Raw genomic sequence first — 15,333 nt, 5'->3', positions numbered from 1 at the left:
CCTCACACCCTTGTGATGACCTGCGGCGTCCGGCACAGTGCAGGAGAAGGACCTGCTGGAACCGACCGCCGCCGTCACCGTCACCGACCCTGTACCGACCTTGCCCGACCCTGTACCGACCCTGTGGAGGACCCATGCACGTGGACACCGCCGTCCGATCCGTCACCCGGGATACCCTGCAGGACGTGGTGCGCCAGCTGGAGCGGGAGGTGCGCGGCGAGGTCCACACCTCGCCGCTGCGCCGGTCCCTCTACAGCTCGGACGCCTCCAACTACCGCGTGGCCCCCGAGGTGGTGGTCTGTCCGCTGGACGACGCGGATGTCATCGCGGCGGTGCGGATCGCCGCCGGACACGGGTTGCCCGTGACGCCGCGGGGCGGGGGCACCTCCATCGCGGGCAACGCCGTGGGGCCGGGGCTGGTCCTGGACGTGGGAGAACACCTGAACCGCATCGTCTCCATCGACGCCGAGGCCCGCTCCGCCGTCGTGCAACCGGGCGTGATCCTGACGGACCTGCAGGCCGCCGCGGCGCCGTACGGGCTGCGGTTCGGCCCGGATCCGTCCTCGGCGAGCCGCTGCACCCTCGGCGGGATGATCGGCAACAACGCCTGCGGGCCCCACGGGCTGGCCTACGGGCGCACCGCGGACAACGTGCGTCGGCTGCGGTGGCTGCTGCCGAACGGCCGGATCCTGGACGTGGTCCCGGGACAGGACGGCGTGGACCAGGTGCCCGGCCTGGAACCCTTCATCCAGCGGCACCTTGAGACGCTGCGCACGGAGCTGGGGCGGTTCGGCCGGCAGATCTCCGGCTACAGCCTCGAGCACCTGCTGCCGGAGAACGGTCGGGACCTGGCCGCCGCCCTGGTGGGGACCGAGGGGACGTGCGGCGTGCTGCTCGAAGCCGAGGTGGACCTGGTCCCCCGTGCGCCGGCACCCGCACTGGCGGTGATCGGCTACCCGGACATGGCCGCCGCCGCGGACGATGTCCCCCACCTGCTGCCCCACCGTCCCCTGGCGCTGGAGGGGTTGTCCGGGGAGATGGTGGACGTGGTGCGCCGCTCCCCTGCCGGAGCCGACGTGCCGGACCTGCCCGCCGGTGGGGGCTGGCTGATGGTGGAGGTCGGCGGGGCGGACGAGGCCTCGGCGGTGGCCGCCGCCGAGGCCATGGTGGCCGAGGCCCATGGTCTGGAGGCGGTGGTGCTGCCCTCGGGCCCGCAGGCCTCCCGGCTCTGGCAGATCCGGGCCGATGGCTCCGGGCTCGCGGTCCGGACCGCCACCGGTGCGCAGGCCTGGCCTGGTTGGGAGGACGCCGCCGTGCCTCCCGAGCATCTCGGCGACTACCTGCGCGAGCTGAAGACGCTGATGGATTCCCGCGGCCTGTCCGGACTGGCCTACGGTCACTTCGGGGACGGCTGCATCCACATGCGCATCGACTTCCCCTTCGACGCCGGCACCGCCACCGGCACGGCTCAGCTCCGCGAGTTCATGGAGGCCGCCGCCGCCCTGGTGGCCCGCTACGGCGGCTCCCTCTCCGGCGAGCACGGGGACGGGCGGGCGCGCAGCGAACTGCTGCCGGTCATGTACTCCCCGGAGGCGCTGACCGCGTTCGCCGAGTTCAAGGCGTTGCTGGATCCTGCGGGGCTGATGAATCCGGGGGTGCTGGTGGACCCAGATCCCCTGGATGCCTCCCTGCGACGGCCGGCCTCCGCCACGGAGGGCGCGGCGGACGGCTTCGCCTTCGCCCACGACGACGGCTCCGTCACCGATGCCGTGCACCGGTGCATCGGCATCGCCAAGTGCCGGGCGGACCTGCGGGAGCAGGGCACCTTCATGTGCCCGTCCTTCCTGGCCACCGGGGACGAGAAGGACTCGACGCGCGGGCGGGCCCGGGTGCTGCAGGAGATGCTCAACGGATCGGTGGTGACCCTCGGGTGGGAGTCCCCCGAGGTGCATGAGGCCTTGGACCTGTGCCTGTCCTGCAAGGCCTGCGCCTCCGACTGCCCCACCGGCGTGGACATGGCCACCTACAAGTCCGAATCCCTGCACCGCCGGTTCGCCGGGAAGGTGCGGCCGCTGTCCCACTACACCTTGGGACGGTTGCCGTTCTGGCTGCGGCTCGCGGCGCCGATGGCCGGGCTGGTCAACGCGGCCGGGAGGGTGCCCGTGGTGCGGCGGGCCATGATGACGCTGATGGGGGCGGACCCCCGGCGGTCCCTGCCGCCGCTGCCGAAGGCCCCGTTCCGCTGGTCGGAGGCGGCTGCGAAGGCCGGATCGACCCCGGCGGACGACGCCGGCCGCGCACCTTCCGGTGCGCGGCACCTCCCCGGGAGGCCCGTGGTGCTGTGGGTGGACTCCTTCTCCGACGCCCTGTCCCCCGAGATCCCCGCCGACGCCCTCCAGGTGCTGGCGGCGGCGGGTTGCGTGGCCGAGGTGGTGGGCCAATCCGCCGGGGAGCAGGCCTGCTGCGGGCTGACGCTGATCTCCACGGGCCAGCTCACCGCCGCGAAGGTGAAGCTGCGGAAGACCGTGGAGATCCTGCTGCCTCACGTGCGGGCCGGGCGGACGGTGGTGGGGCTGGAGCCGAGCTGCACGGCGACCCTGCGCTCAGACCTGGTGGAGCTGCTGCCCCACGAGCCCGGGGCCCGGCAGGTGGCGGATTCGGTGCGGACCATGGCCGAACTGCTGACCGAGCAGGTCTCCGCCGGCGACTGGATGCCGCCGCAGGTCACCGCCGGGGATGCGGAACTGCTGGCCCAGCCGCACTGCCATCAGCACGCGGTGATGGGCTACGCCGCGGACCGGGGCCTGCTGGAGTCCATGGGCGTGGACGTGGAGCTGTCCAACGGCTGCTGCGGGCTGGCCGGGAACTTCGGCATGGAGCAGGGCCACTACGAGGTCTCGGAGACGATCGCCCGGAAGGGCATCCTGGCCAAGGCGGAGGCTTCCCCGGGCAAGCCCATCCTGGCCGACGGCTTCTCCTGCCGCACCCAGGTCGCGGACCTGGCCGGGCTGGAGGGACGCCACCTGGTCCAGGTCATCGCCGCCGCCCTCCGCACCCACCGCACCTCCTAAACCCCCGGATCACGACCGCGCCAGAGGTCGAGACACGCCGAACGGATCGACAGTTGGCGCTCTCGTGATGCCGTGGGTCAGGACTCGTGGTGCCGTGGGTCAGGACCCGGAGAGCATGTCCAGGACGAGGGGTTTGACCTTCGAGCCGTAGAGCTCGATCGATTCCATCATGTACTCGTGCGGCAGGGAGCCGTTGCCGTACTTCATGCCGAAGCGGCCGGCGCCCAGCGCCCGGACGCTGGCCGCCACCTTGCGGGCCACCGTCTCCGGGGACCCCAGGTGCAGAGCGCCGTGGGTGATCTCCTGCTGGAATTGGGCCGGAGACGGAGCCGGCCATCCGCGCTCTGCGCCCATCTTGCGCATGGAGGCCTCCCAGTGCGGGTAGTACCGCTCGGCGGCCTCCTCGTCCGTGGCGCCCACGAAGCCGTGGGAGTGCAGGGCCACGCGGCGCTCGTCGAAGCCGCGGGCGGCGATCTCCCGGCGGTAGAGCTCGGCGAAGGGTCGGAACCGTTCGGGTGCCCCGCCGATGATCGCCAACTCGAGCCCCATGCCATAGGTGGCCGCACGCACCACGGAGGTCGGGGTGCCCCCAACGGCCACCCAGGTGGGCAGGCCGAACTCGTGCGCCGTCGTCGGGAAAACGGACTGTCGCTGCAGCGCGGAACGGGTGTTGCCCTGCCAGGTGACGGGCCGCTCGGTGCGCAGGTGGGAGAAGAGGTCCAGCTTCTCCTCGTAGAGCATCTCGTAGTCCTTGAGGTCGTACCCGAAGAGTGGGAACGACTCGATGAAGGAGCCGCGGCCCAGGGAGACCTCGGCCCGGCCGTTCGAGACGGCGTCCAGGGTGGCGAACCGCTGGTAGACGCGCACCGGGTCGTCCGAGGAGAGCACCGTGACGGCGGAGATCAGCTTGATGTGCTCGGTCTGTCCGGCGATGGCGGAGAGCACCATCTCGGGTGAGGAGACCGTGAAGTCGGGGCGGTGGTGCTCGCCGATGCCGATGACGTCCACACCGGACTGGTCTGCCATGACGCCCTCGGCGACCACGTTCCGCAACACCTCGGGGTGGCTCAGGGGTTGCCTCTCCACCGAGTGGGTCACGTCCCCGAAGGTGTGCAGGCCGAACTCGAGCGTCCCGGCGGGCACGGAGTCGGCGCGTTCGGTGGACGGGTTGGGATGCGGGGCCGCGAGCGCGGCAGGATTCTGGGGCACAGGGTTCTCGGTCACGTCAGGGAGAACGCCCGGGCCCACCCGATTCATTCCTTGAGATTTGAACTTCCTGCTGGATGCCCCGGTCCGACGGAGAAGGCCGGGCCGGACCGAGCGCTCCTGGACGCCCTGCACAGCTGGATCACAGGAACGGCACACGTGGCGCGGAGACTGCGGTGGTGGTGTGTGGACTGATCAAGAAACAGCCGACTCCCAGGAGTACGCCATGAACTGCACCCCGAAGAAGCCACGCCGGATCCGTGGGTCCGTGGCCGCGATGACCGCGGCCGGACTGCTGGTGGCCGGCGCCGTGGGCGGCGTGGTGGCCGATTCCGTCACCACGGACACGCCCCCGTCCGTCGCCTCTTCCCCGACCGCCGGCAGTAGCCTGCCCGGTGGACAGCCCGCGGGGAGCGGGTTCTCCGCGCAGACCGTCGCGGACCCGGCCACCCTGGCCGAGTCCCTGAACCACGTCCATGAGGGCATCGAGGTGCCCGAGGAGGAGACCTCACCGGCCGAGGCAGACCGCACCCAAGGTACCGAGGGCACCCCGGTGGATGCCGGCGTCGAGGTCCAGGACGCCCCCGGCGTGCTCATGATCAACACGGAGACCACCTACGGCGAGGGGGCCGGCACGGGCATGGTGGTGAGTGCCGATGGGCTGGCCCTGACGAACTACCACGTGGTGGACGGCTCCTCCGAGGTGGAGGTCACCGTGGCGGACACGGGTGAGACCCTCGTGGCCAGCGTGGTCGGCCGGGACGCCGCCCATGATGTCGCGGTGCTGCAGCTGCAGGACGCCAGCGGCCTGGACACCATCAGCGTCGACTCCTCCGGCGTGGACTCCGGGGATGACGTGGCCGCTGTGGGCAACGGTTCCGGTCAGGGGTACCTGACCGCCGTCTCCGGCGCGGTGACCGGTCTGGACCAGTCCATCTCTGCGGAGAGCCTCGGCGACACCGAGGACCTCACCGGGCTGATCGCGACGGAGGCGGACGTGGTCCCCGGCTATTCCGGCGGCCCGCTGGTGGACGACGACGGCCAGGTCGTCGGGATGAGCACGGCGGCCTCTGTCGGGGAGACCTCGGAGCAGGTCAACGGCTTCGCTCTGCAGGTCACCGAGGCCTTGGACATCGCCGACCAGATCGTGGCCGGCACGGAGTCGGACAGCGTGCAGGTCGGCGCCTCCGGCGCCCTCGGAGTCACGGTGACGGACTCACCCGGCGTGGAGGGAGCCCTCGTGGTGGAGGCCGCCCCGGGGTCCGCGGCCGAATCCGCGGGGTTGGTGGCCGGTGACACCGTGACGGCCTTGGACGGCACCGAAGTCGCCGATTCCGCTGAACTCTCCGATCAGGTCGGCTCGTTGGACCCGGGTGACACCGTGACGCTGGCCTGGACGGACGCTGACGGCACCGAGCACACCGACTCCGTGGACCTGGGCGAGAGCACCGTGAACTGAGACGCCAAGAGACGGTCGTTGGAAGGGTGCGGCGGGCTGCACGGGGGTTTACGGTGGGCCCATGGACAAGCCCTCAGCTCCTACCGCGACCGTCGTGGCCTTCACGGATGTGATGTGCGGCTGGTCGACCATCGCCTTCCACCGCTTCTACCGGGCGCGCAGCGCTGCCGGTCTCGACGGCAGGCTCTTCCTCGACCCGCAGCTGTTCCTGCTCGAAGACGTGAACCAGATGGCGCTCAACACGAAGATCATCGAGGGTGAGAAGCCGGTGGTCGGTGCGCTGGCCGAGGAACTGGAGTTCAAACCGTGGCAGCGGGACCCCTCGGAGTTTCCGGTGACGAGCCTGCCCGCCAATGAGGCGGTGCATGCCGCCAAGGACCAGTCACCGACGGCCGCCGAGCAGCTCGACATGGCGCTGCGCCTGGGATTCTGGCGGGACAGCCGGTGCATCAGCATGCGGCACGAGATCCTCGACATCGCCGACGGGTGCCGGGACGTGGATGTCGACCGGCTCCGCGAGGCTCTCGATGACGGCCGCGCCCGCGGACCCATGATGCGCACCTACCTCCACCGCCGGGATGCCGTGCAGGGAAGCCCGCACTTCTTCCTGCCCGACGGCAGCGACATCCACAACCCCGGCATCGAGATGCACCAGGTCGGCGAGCCGGGTGCCGGATTCCTCGTGGTCGACTCGGATGACCCGTCCGTCTACGACGACCTGGTGCGGAGAGCGGCTGAGTCCAGCCAACCGGACTGAGCAGCGTGGGACAGAACGATGAGCTGGTCCAGACGACCGTGTGGTGGCCTGGGGCTCAGCCCTCGGCCAGCACCCCGCGCAGTGCGGGGCGGGAGGCGGTGACACCCAGGCGGACCAGCACCACGCCGAGCACCAGGGCCGTGGCCACCAGGCCCACGGAGACTGGACTGAAGATGATGGCCGCGCCGATCACCGGCAGCGTGGTCACCACGGCGGCCACGAGGGTAAAGGTCAGCACGATCCACAGCGGCCCCATCACGGAGCGGCGGCGGATGTCCTCCATGGTCTGTTCGGTCATGCCCAGCCGGCCCAGGCCCCGGTACATCTCGGCCCGGTCCAGCACCTGCGCCGCCTGGGTGATGCCCACGGAGCACGCCGTCAGCACGAAGGCGATGAGCATGGTCAGCAGCACCCCGGTCTGCAGATCGCTGACGAGGATCAGGTCCTGGGGCCGCGCACCCTCGGCGGAGACCGCGTTCGCCAGGCCCATGCCCGCGCCGCCGACCACGCCGATGTAGGTGGTCACCGCCAGGCCGCCGATCTGCCGCCAGGCCTGTTGCGGGGATTCGAGCACGTTCCGGGCCGCCACGAGCTTCTCGGCGGTGTCCGCGCGGCGCCAGGTCCGCCGCGTCACCAGGCCCACCAGCCAGGGGCCGATGAAGTGCAGGGCCAGCATCGGCAGGCCGAACCCGACGAGCAGCATGATCAGCACGACCATCATGTCCCCGGCCCCGTAGGCGTTGAGCAGCACCTGGGCGATCCCCAGCCCGGCCACGGCCAGTACCACGCGGACCCAGTGGACCTTTGCGGCCTGCTGCCGGGTGCGCACCCCCAAGGGGGTGATCTCGATGCGGCGCAGCCCGGCCATCGAGCTGACAGCTGCCATCAGCAGCAGGGCGCCGACGACGGCGAACAGCCACCCGGTCCCGAGCCACATGCCGTCCAGGCCGATCGGCCGCCCCGCGAAGGGGATGAGCCCGACCAGGGGCATGAACACGAGGTACCCAACCACGCCGATCAGCAGCCCCACGGCGGCCAGCACCACGGACTCCGCCACGGCCAGGGTCCGCACCGTGAGGGTCCCGGCGCCCAGCAGGCGCAGGGAGGAGAGCCGCTCGTCCCGCCGCCGGGCCAGCAGCCGGGCGGCGGACCCCGCCAGGCCCACCAGGGGGAAGACGAGCAGCATCAGGGCGAAGACGGAGAGCATCAGGTAGAAGCCGGCCAGGTCCCCCGTGATCATCCAGAAGGAGGAGGCGCCGCCGGCCACGAGCAGGGCCAGCGTGCCGACGATCGCGAACGCGGTCACCGGCAGCCCCCAGACCTGGCGGTCGGAGAACAACTTGCCCAGGAACAGCTTCAGCACCGCGGCGGTTCCGGATACCGGCGTGCGGCCCGTGCCCGACGGCGGCCGGCCCGGGAGGGCGCCCAGGTTTCCGGTGGGCGCGGTGCCGGGTTGAACGCCGGCCGGGCGGCCGGGCTGCGTGCTGGACTGCAGGCCGGCCTGCGTGCTGGGACGGACGGTCTCGTTCCTCATCGCGCACCTCCCACGGTGATAGTGGTGGTGTCGGCGGCCGAGTCGGCGACGATCCGACCGTCCTGCACCCGTACCAGGCGGGAGCAACGGTCAGCCGTGGCCTGATCGTGGGTGACCATCACCAGGGTGCGGCCGCGGCCCACGGTGGAGTCGAGCAGGGCACCGAGCACCGAGGCGGAGGTGGCGGAGTCCAATGCTCCGGTGGGTTCGTCGGCGAAGACCACGTGCGGGTCCGCCACCTGGGCGCGGGCGATGGCCACGCGCTGGACCTGGCCGCCGGAGAGCTCCCCCAGACGGCGGTCCTGCATCCCGTCCAGGCCGAGGGCAGCAAGCCACTGGGCGGCGTGGGACTCTGCGCCCGCGCGGGGCACCCCGGAGAGCATCAGCGGGAGGGCCACGTTCTCCTGGGCGGTGAGTTCTGGCAGCAGCAGCCCGTCCTGGAAGACGAAGCCGAGGCGTTCGCGGCGCAGCTTCGCGCGCGCCTCCTCGTTCAGGGAGGTCACCTCCACCGTCTCGGTGGACTGGGTGCCGGCATCGGTGAACTGGACCGAGCCGGCGTCGGGCGTCAGGATTCCGGAGAGGACGTGCATCAGGGTGGTCTTGCCGGAGCCGGAGGGACCCATGATCGCCACGGACTCCCCGGCCGCAACGGTCAGGTCCACCCCGTCCAGCGCATGGGTGGTGCCGTAGGACTTCCTCAGGCCCCGGGCGGTGAGGAGGGGCGGGTGCGGGGGTGCGGGTCGATTCATCATGTCTTCACTCTCGCCGTGGCACCCCTGCCGCGTCGTCGGAGCCGGGACCGATCCTGAACCGCCACGGGTCCACCCACAGGATGACCCCGCCACCCCTCCACCCGATCACGGCCGCAGTTGGCGTTCAGAATCGCCGAGGCCAGTCGACAGTTACCGCTCTCGTGATCAGGGGGAGGCTGGCGTGTTGCGGGAGAACAGCATCGCCACGCACCCGGTGGCGAGGATCCCCATCAGGGTCACCGCGGCCGGCACCATGGCCCACAGGTCCCCGACCATCCCGAGCAGCAGCGTGAACGCCGCGAGGCAGAGGTAGGCAATCGTGAAGTAGCGGCTCAAGGACGCGGCTGCCTTCAGCGGCTGGCGGCGGTTGAGTTCGCCGAGCTCCTGCGTGGCGCTGAAGAACGTGAACCCATGCCCGACGCCGGCCCCGGCCGCCGCGATGAGCACCCACCACACCTGCCCCGTCAGCAGCATGGCGACAAAGCCACCGATTCCGAGCAGCAGGAACGACAGTCCCAGCCGGCGGCCCTGCTGGATGGCCACGTTGCGGGCGGACACCTGCACGATCCCGGCCACCGCCAGTACCGCGGCCACGATCCCGCCCAGGGCTGTCAGGCTCTCGATGCCCAGCGTCGACTCGATCAGCCCCGGTCCGACCGATTGGTACATCCCGACCATGGACCAGCTGGTCCCGGCGGTCAGGCTGATCATCAGGTGGCTTCGGGGCTGCAGCACCGCCGGGGGTGGCGGCGTACTGGACGCTGCCGGGACCACGGCGAGCGCCCCGGTCTCCCCCAGGACCAGGTGACCGGTGGACGGACCGGCGGGGGCCGACGTCGTCGGTGGGGCCGGGGAGTGGCCGTGTACGAGCAACAGGACCAGGACGGCGGCCGCCGCGGCGGCTGCGGCCAGCATCGGCAGGGTGGTGCCCCCGGAGAGGTCTGCCACCACGCCGGCCAGCACGGGCCCGAGGCAGGCCCCCGCCAGGGCGGACAGGGTGACCAACAGTGCGGTGTAGGACCGCGCCCGCGGTGGGACGGCCCCGTAGAGTGCGGCACTGGAGGCCGTCATCACCACCCCGAGAGCCAGGCCCTGGACGAACCTGGCCGCCAACAGGGCACCCGCCCCGCCCGCCACCGCAAGGGCCAGGGCGGCGAGCACGGAGGCGGCCGCCGCCAGGACCATCAGCGTCCGGGGGCTGCGCCGCTGGAGCCACCGGCCGGTGAGCAGCAGTCCGGGGATGAGCCCGCCCACGTACATGGCGTAGATGAGGGTCTGGACGGTGGCGGAGAAGTCGAAGTCGGCGCGCCATTCCGCGTAGAGCACCGTGGGGGCATTGACCGCACCGAAGACGAGGACTGCTGCGGTGAAGGCGGTGATCCGCGGAACCGGCCGGGTCATCAGGAGGCCGCCTTGGAACCGCCATCGATCGGCAGCTGCTGTCCGGTGATGGTGCGGCCGTGCGGGCCGGCCAGGAAGAGGATCAGCGCAGCGATGTCTGCCGCGCTGACGAACTGCTTCACCGACTGGTTCTGCAGGGAGTTGGCCTGCTCGTCCTCCAGGGAGGTGCCGTTGGCCTCGGCGCGGCCGGCCAGGACCTGGTCCATGCGGGGGCCGGCCACGGCGCCCGGGTGGATGGTGTTCGAGGTGATGCCATCCGGGCCCAGCTCGAGGGACAGGGTCTTGGCGAAGCCGACCAGCCCCCACTTGGTGGTGGAGTAGCCGATGCGGTTCTCGTAGCCGAAGCGGCCGGCCAGGGAGGACATGGTCACGATGGTGCCGGCCTCGGACTGCTTCAGCAGCGGGATCGCCCGCTGCGTCACCAGGAAGGTGCCCGTCAGGTTGACGCCCAGGATCGCATTCCAGTCGGCGGCCGCAAGCTCCTCGGCGGGGACGGTCGGTCCACCGATGCCGGCCATGTTGACCAGCACGTCCAGTCCGCCGAGCTCCCTCGTCAAACCGGTGAACAGGGCTTCCACGGACTCGGGTTGGGATACGTCGGTGACCGAGCCGGTGATGTTCGCGTGGGACCGGACGGCCTGGGCCACGGCCTCGGCGTTGATGTCCGCGATGTGCACGCGGTGGCCTTCCGCGGCGAACGCGGTGGCGGTGGCGAAGCCGATGCCCCCTGCGCCGGCCGTGATGAGGACCTTCTTGCTCATGGTGTTCTCCTCCGGGGGATCATGTGGTCTTTCGGTGGGGCGCCGTACTGCCATTCTGCTTCCTGGAAAGGTATTGTGAAGAAAGGAATGACGAGAAGGGGATATGTCATGAGTACCACGGGCCGGCGACCGGCAGCCCAGCAGCACGCCCAGGACGACCGCGCCGTGGAACTCTGGGGCAGGGTGATCAACGGCTTCGAGGTGACCAACCGCCGGATCCACGACGCCATCGACGAGGAGTTCTCCCTGACTGCGGCGGAGACGCAGGTGCTGCTGAGCCTGCACCGCCAGCCCGGGCACCGCGCGCCGATGGCCCGACTGGCCCAGGCGGCCTCCTTCTCCACGGGGGGGTTCACCAAGCTCGCGGACAAGCTCACCCACCGCGGGTACGTCATCCGGGCCGCCTGCGCGGACGACCGTCGGGTGACCTTCCTCGAGTTCACCCCGGAGGGCCGCGAACTCGCCGACCGCCTGACCGCACTGACGGCCCGCATCAACCATGCGGCCTTCATCGACGTGCTCGGTGAGCAGCGGGCAGCACTGGTGGCGGACGCGATGACCGAGCTGTTCCGCGCCAACGCACCCTCCGCGGACTGAGCGCCACGGCCTGACCTTCCGGAGCGGCACGCCTACGGGCCACCCGCCGTCACCGTGGTGAGGATGCCCCGGTGATCCGTCCCGACCAACGTCAGCCGCCGGTAGTCTTGCGGCACCAGGCCCCGCAGCAACACATGGTCGATCTGCGTGAACGGCGGCGCCCAGGAGCCCACCGGCCAGGTCGGACCCGGCCAGGGCCCGGCCGCGGCGGCCGCCGGGGTGAACCCCTCGGCCAGGGCACGGAACTGCGGGTGGGCTCCGCTCGCATTGAAGTCCCCGGCCAACACCAGGGGCAGATCCGACCGGCCCGCCTGCCAGCCGTCCAGACCACGCAGGGTCTGATCCCAGGAGGGCACGAAGTCAGCCCCGATCGGCGGCACCGGGTGGATGCCCACCACGCGCACCGGCCCCAAACCTGGGTCCTGCACCACCGCGACCGGTTGGTCGAAATGACGGTACCCGGCGAACCGTGGCACCACGCCCTCGGACCGCAACGGGTGGGCCGAGAGGATCACGGCGCCGCCGGCGGGCCCGCCTTGGGGCGTCTCCGGAATCTCCGCCGTGCGGTGCGGCAGCCCGTCCAGGGCACCCCGGGCGCGCAAGCCGGCGAGCAGCCCCTCGTCCGCCTCCACCAGGACGAGCACATCCACCTCGTTCTGTTTGATCACCGCCGCCAGGGCGGCAGGGTCCACACCGGCGTACTCGGCATTCAGGCTCAGCAGGGTCAATTCCGTTGCCGCCTCGCCACCACCGCTCGCAGCCTCGGGCGGCGCCATCGGCACCAGTGCCGGGACCAGTCCCGCCAGCACGCCGGCCAGCAGGAGCAGTGCGGCCCAGTGCTGGCGCACCACGACCATCACCACGGCCAGCGCTGCAACCACCACGCACACCACCGGGACCAGGGACTGTAGCGGCACCACGAACCACGGGACGGTGATCGCCGGATGGGGCAGGACCGCCAGGCCTAAGGCGAGTACCGCGCAGGTCATCAGGACCGCGGTCTTCACGCGCCGCCGTCGGGCGTTCCGCCGGTCCACCCGCTGCGGGTCCACCACCATGCTGCCTCCCTCCGCCGCCGCCACGGGGAGGCCGGGCACCGTCCGCCCGCCTGCCGGGCACATCAGGCATCCTAGAGGCATGCCCGAGCCGACGACGGCCGCGGCCTGGCGCTCTCCCTCACCGAGCAGGGGCGTGCGTTGCGCAGCCAGGCCGAGCAGACCGTTCAGATGAAGCGGCGGCTGCGGATGGACGCCGATGAGGTGCACGAACTGCAGCGGCTCATGGCGACGCTGATGGAGCGCGTCCACCCCGGGGCACCGTAGCGCCACCACCGGACCACGCGGGCAGCCGGTCAGTCGTCGGTCTGGGGCCTGGGATTGTCGGACTGCGGTGGATCGTCCGTCCGCGGTCTGGGATCGTCGGACTGGGGCGGGTCCTCGGGCTGGGGCGTCCGTTTGACCGTCTGCACGGTCTGCTCCGGGTCCACGGGATTCCCGTCCTCATCCACCATGATGTAACGCCAGCCCTCCTGGAACGGTTTCGGGGGCTGACCGTGGTGGCCCAGGAACTCGGATCTCTCGGACGCGGGCGCGTCCACATCACCCGCCGCGCGCTGGACGGCGGGGGGCGGTTCCTTGCCCTGGGCACGATAGCCCGCCGCGACCCGTTGCGCGCGCTCCACCCTGAGCCCCTCACGGGGATTCAGGCCTGCCTGCCGGCTCGCCGGGCCGTAGACGTCGTTGGCCGCGTAGCGGATCTTCCAGAGCAGGCGATACCCGAGGGACAACCCGGTCTTGTCACGGACCACAGGGTGGACCTTATCGTTCTCGTTCTCATGCATGACATGCCTCCCAGAGCGAGCCGATGCCAGGGCACCGGCCTTCATCCCAGACTAGATCTGCAGGCGGGGAAGGTGAACGGCCGATCCCCGCCCCCGATCATGAGAGCGCTGCAGGTCGAGACTCGCCAGAGGAGTCGACACCAACTGGTGCCGTGATGGAGGGGGAGAAGGTTCAGAGGGGCTTGGTGGCCCAGTGGATCGCCAAGGTGCCGAACAGGAACGTCTCGTGGCCGACGTCGGTGAATCCGGCGTCCTCGAGCAGACCCTGGATCTGCGCGGGGGTCTTGAAGCCCCGGCTCGTGGCGGAGAGGTATTCGTAGGCATCGGGATTCCGGGTGATCAGCTTGGAGATCTGCGGCACCACGTATTTGATGTAGGCGGTGGAGAAGGGCTTGATGATGTTGTCCGGGGCCGGGGAGGTCTCGAGGGCGACCATGCGCCCGCCGGGCTTGAGCACCCGGAACTGCTCGGCCAGCGTGGTGGGGATGTCCGCCACGTTGCGCAGCAGGTAGCCGTGGGTCACGGCGTCGAAGGTGTTCTCGGCGAAGGGCAGGTCCATGGCGTCGGCTTCGACCCAGTCGATCTGCTCGCCGCCGGGACGCCGTTTGCCGACCTCCATCATCTCCGGTGCGAAGTCGGCGCCGGTGATGGTGGCACCGTAGTACTGCCGCAGCACCTCCAGGGCGATGTCGCCCGTGCCGGTGGCCAGGTCCAGGACGACGGGTGCGTCGGGCAGCTCGGCGCGTTCAACGGTCCGGCGGACGAAGCGCGGTTCCTGACCCCAGGTCATGACGAGGTTCATCAGGTCATAGCGGTCGGCAAGGCCGTCGAACATCGAGGAGACCTGGGCTCCGTGGTCTGCCCCGTGGTCGTCGGGACGGGGGTTCTCGGCGGATGACTCGTTCGTGCTCACCCCACCACGGTAGTCGGTCCCGGGCGAACGCCCGGCGAAAGAAGGCAGCCATCAGGTCCATCGGAAGACGACTCGAGAAGCTCAGCAACCGGAAACTCTATGACCAACAGGATCCGCGATGAGACACACCCAAGAACATAGAGCGAGCCGGCTATGCATCCCTAACTTGTAAGTTAGGAAGGATCCGCGAGCACAGGGGGACCATGCAAGGCAGTGCTGCAGAGGGCAATGGCGCGGCGACAGACCGCTTCGATCTCGCCGGGCAGTTACTTCCGTTCGTTTGTGATGGACGGGTAGATGAGGAGAAGCTCTACGAACTCTTGAATGCTGGAGCCGAATTCTCGGCGCTCGACTTCAAGCAAACGCTCGTCCTTGCAGAGCCGAAGAAAAAGCTGGATTTCGTCAAGGACTGCGCCGCCATGATGAACCTCCCCGGCGGCGGATACATAGTCGTAGGCGCGACCGATGACGGGCAGTTGGTCTCCGAAATCGAACCTCCGAAGAAGGCCATGTTTGATTCTGCCAGCCTAGGGGAAATAGTCAGGGGCTACGTCGACAGCCACGTCGATATCAGGGCCCAATTTCATCCCCAGGTCCGGACAGGATCAGGTACGGGACCGATGGTCCTCATATATGTTGCCCCTCCCCCGGACGGCCTCCCCGCTGTAATTTCCCAAGACGGCACATGGACAGGTAACGGCCGGCCCAAAGCCGTATTCCATGCTGGCACGGTGTTTGTCCGGAGGGGAACGTCGAACTCTGTTGCAACCCATCAGTCATGGGCGTGGATTCTGGAGAACTACCGAAATCGCGTGCGGACGGAAGCCCAGTCAGACGTACAGGTTCTGGTCAGACGCGTGGTCGAACAAATGGGCGCCGGCGTTCGAGAGGAGCCAGTAGCCCCTGACGTGGCGATGGATCCGGACACGTTTGTATAGACGGCTCTTTCGGTAGCGGGTGTGTAGCGATCCGGTAGCACGGGCGCAGGTATCCGGTAGTGCTTCTATCGGGGTCACTGCGCCCGCGCTGTTGGGTCAGGCCG

Annotated in this window: 13 protein-coding genes; 5 read left to right on the top strand and 8 right to left on the bottom strand. The window is 70.1% G+C overall.

Features of this window, described 5'->3' with window-relative positions:
* Positions 1-134: 134 nt before the first annotated feature.
* Positions 135-3,071, top strand: a complete 2,937-nt coding sequence (locus ACSU1G_RS21310; RefSeq protein ID WP_439282026.1) for an FAD-binding and (Fe-S)-binding domain-containing protein — start codon at positions 135-137, stop codon at positions 3,069-3,071.
* A gap of 99 nt (positions 3,072-3,170) precedes the next feature.
* Here the strand turns inward: ACSU1G_RS21310 and ACSU1G_RS21305 are convergent, their stop codons facing one another.
* Positions 3,171-4,295 carry an LLM class flavin-dependent oxidoreductase gene (locus ACSU1G_RS21305; protein ID WP_439282025.1) on the bottom strand — a complete coding sequence of 375 codons (1,125 nt, stop codon included), beginning with the start codon at positions 4,293-4,295 and terminating at the stop codon, positions 3,171-3,173.
* A 208-nt stretch (positions 4,296-4,503) separates the two neighbouring features.
* Here ACSU1G_RS21305 and ACSU1G_RS21300 point away from each other — a divergent pair, with 208 nt between their 5' ends.
* Both ACSU1G_RS21300 and ACSU1G_RS21295 read left to right on the top strand, forming a co-directional pair.
* Positions 4,504-5,736 carry a S1C family serine protease gene (locus ACSU1G_RS21300; protein WP_439282024.1) on the top strand — a complete coding sequence of 411 codons (1,233 nt, stop codon included), beginning with the start codon at positions 4,504-4,506 and terminating at the stop codon, positions 5,734-5,736.
* A 61-nt stretch (positions 5,737-5,797) separates the two neighbouring features.
* On the top strand, positions 5,798-6,493 hold the full coding sequence (locus ACSU1G_RS21295; RefSeq protein WP_439282023.1) for a DsbA family oxidoreductase: 696 nt from the start codon (positions 5,798-5,800) through the stop codon (positions 6,491-6,493).
* 55 nt (positions 6,494-6,548) lie between these two features.
* On the opposite strand, the gene ACSU1G_RS21290 is transcribed toward ACSU1G_RS21295, so the two are convergent.
* From ACSU1G_RS21290 to ACSU1G_RS21275, 4 genes are all read right to left on the bottom strand, one after another.
* Complete coding sequence (locus ACSU1G_RS21290; protein ID WP_439282022.1) at positions 6,549-8,027, bottom strand: permease; 1,479 nt, start codon at positions 8,025-8,027, stop codon at positions 6,549-6,551.
* Complete coding sequence (locus tag ACSU1G_RS21285; protein WP_439282021.1) at positions 8,024-8,779, bottom strand: ABC transporter ATP-binding protein; 756 nt, start codon at positions 8,777-8,779, stop codon at positions 8,024-8,026. Before ACSU1G_RS21285 ends, ACSU1G_RS21290 begins: the two co-directional genes overlap by 4 nt.
* Before the next feature lie 165 nt (positions 8,780-8,944).
* Positions 8,945-10,180: an MFS transporter gene (locus ACSU1G_RS21280; RefSeq protein ID WP_439282020.1), complete on the bottom strand. Its 1,236-nt coding sequence runs from the start codon at positions 10,178-10,180 to the stop codon at positions 8,945-8,947.
* Positions 10,180-10,941: an SDR family oxidoreductase gene (locus tag ACSU1G_RS21275; protein WP_439282019.1), complete on the bottom strand. Its 762-nt coding sequence runs from the start codon at positions 10,939-10,941 to the stop codon at positions 10,180-10,182. The genes ACSU1G_RS21280 and ACSU1G_RS21275 overlap by 1 nt, the downstream gene beginning before the upstream one ends.
* A 108-nt stretch (positions 10,942-11,049) precedes the next feature.
* On the opposite strand from ACSU1G_RS21275, the gene ACSU1G_RS21270 reads away from it, so the two are divergent.
* Positions 11,050-11,538 (top strand): MarR family winged helix-turn-helix transcriptional regulator, encoded by a 489-nt coding sequence (locus ACSU1G_RS21270; RefSeq protein WP_439282018.1) that lies wholly within the window; start codon positions 11,050-11,052, stop codon positions 11,536-11,538.
* 32 nt (positions 11,539-11,570) lie between these two features.
* Here ACSU1G_RS21270 and ACSU1G_RS21265 read toward each other — a convergent pair whose 3' ends face one another.
* The 3 genes from ACSU1G_RS21265 to ACSU1G_RS21255 form a co-directional block, all read right to left on the bottom strand.
* Entirely contained in the window at positions 11,571-12,845 is a 1,275-nt protein-coding gene (locus ACSU1G_RS21265) for an endonuclease/exonuclease/phosphatase family protein (RefSeq protein ID WP_439282017.1), read from the bottom strand.
* 44 nt (positions 12,846-12,889) lie between these two features.
* Complete coding sequence (locus ACSU1G_RS21260) at positions 12,890-13,378, bottom strand: hypothetical protein (protein WP_439282016.1); 489 nt, start codon at positions 13,376-13,378, stop codon at positions 12,890-12,892.
* 172 nt (positions 13,379-13,550) lie between these two features.
* Positions 13,551-14,291, bottom strand: a complete 741-nt coding sequence (locus ACSU1G_RS21255; protein WP_439282015.1) for a ubiquinone/menaquinone biosynthesis methyltransferase — start codon at positions 14,289-14,291, stop codon at positions 13,551-13,553.
* A gap of 203 nt (positions 14,292-14,494) precedes the next feature.
* Between ACSU1G_RS21255 and ACSU1G_RS21250 the strand changes: the two genes are divergently transcribed.
* Positions 14,495-15,229 (top strand): AlbA family DNA-binding domain-containing protein, encoded by a 735-nt coding sequence (locus ACSU1G_RS21250; protein ID WP_439282014.1) that lies wholly within the window; start codon positions 14,495-14,497, stop codon positions 15,227-15,229.
* Positions 15,230-15,333: the final 104 nt, after the last annotated feature.

This window comes from Microbacterium sp. A93, assembly GCF_051842835.1.
This window is presented reverse-complemented; position numbering and strand designations above follow the sequence as displayed.

Excerpts from the sequence above, each read along its gene's own strand:
- ACSU1G_RS21310 (WP_439282026.1), top strand. The coding sequence starts at position 135 with ATGCACGTGGACACCGCCGTCCGATCCGTCACCCGGGATACCCTGCAG.
- ACSU1G_RS21300 (WP_439282024.1), top strand. The coding sequence starts at position 4,504 with ATGAACTGCACCCCGAAGAAGCCACGCCGGATCCGTGGGTCCGTGGCC.
- ACSU1G_RS21295 (WP_439282023.1), top strand. The coding sequence starts at position 5,798 with ATGGACAAGCCCTCAGCTCCTACCGCGACCGTCGTGGCCTTCACGGAT.
- ACSU1G_RS21290 (WP_439282022.1), bottom strand. The coding sequence starts at position 8,027 with ATGAGGAACGAGACCGTCCGTCCCAGCACGCAGGCCGGCCTGCAGTCC.
- ACSU1G_RS21285 (WP_439282021.1), bottom strand. The coding sequence starts at position 8,779 with ATGATGAATCGACCCGCACCCCCGCACCCGCCCCTCCTCACCGCCCGG.
- ACSU1G_RS21280 (WP_439282020.1), bottom strand. The coding sequence starts at position 10,180 with ATGACCCGGCCGGTTCCGCGGATCACCGCCTTCACCGCAGCAGTCCTC.
- ACSU1G_RS21275 (WP_439282019.1), bottom strand. The coding sequence starts at position 10,941 with ATGAGCAAGAAGGTCCTCATCACGGCCGGCGCAGGGGGCATCGGCTTC.
- ACSU1G_RS21270 (WP_439282018.1), top strand. The coding sequence starts at position 11,050 with ATGAGTACCACGGGCCGGCGACCGGCAGCCCAGCAGCACGCCCAGGAC.
- ACSU1G_RS21260 (WP_439282016.1), bottom strand. The coding sequence starts at position 13,378 with ATGCATGAGAACGAGAACGATAAGGTCCACCCTGTGGTCCGTGACAAG.
- ACSU1G_RS21250 (WP_439282014.1), top strand. The coding sequence starts at position 14,495 with ATGCAAGGCAGTGCTGCAGAGGGCAATGGCGCGGCGACAGACCGCTTC.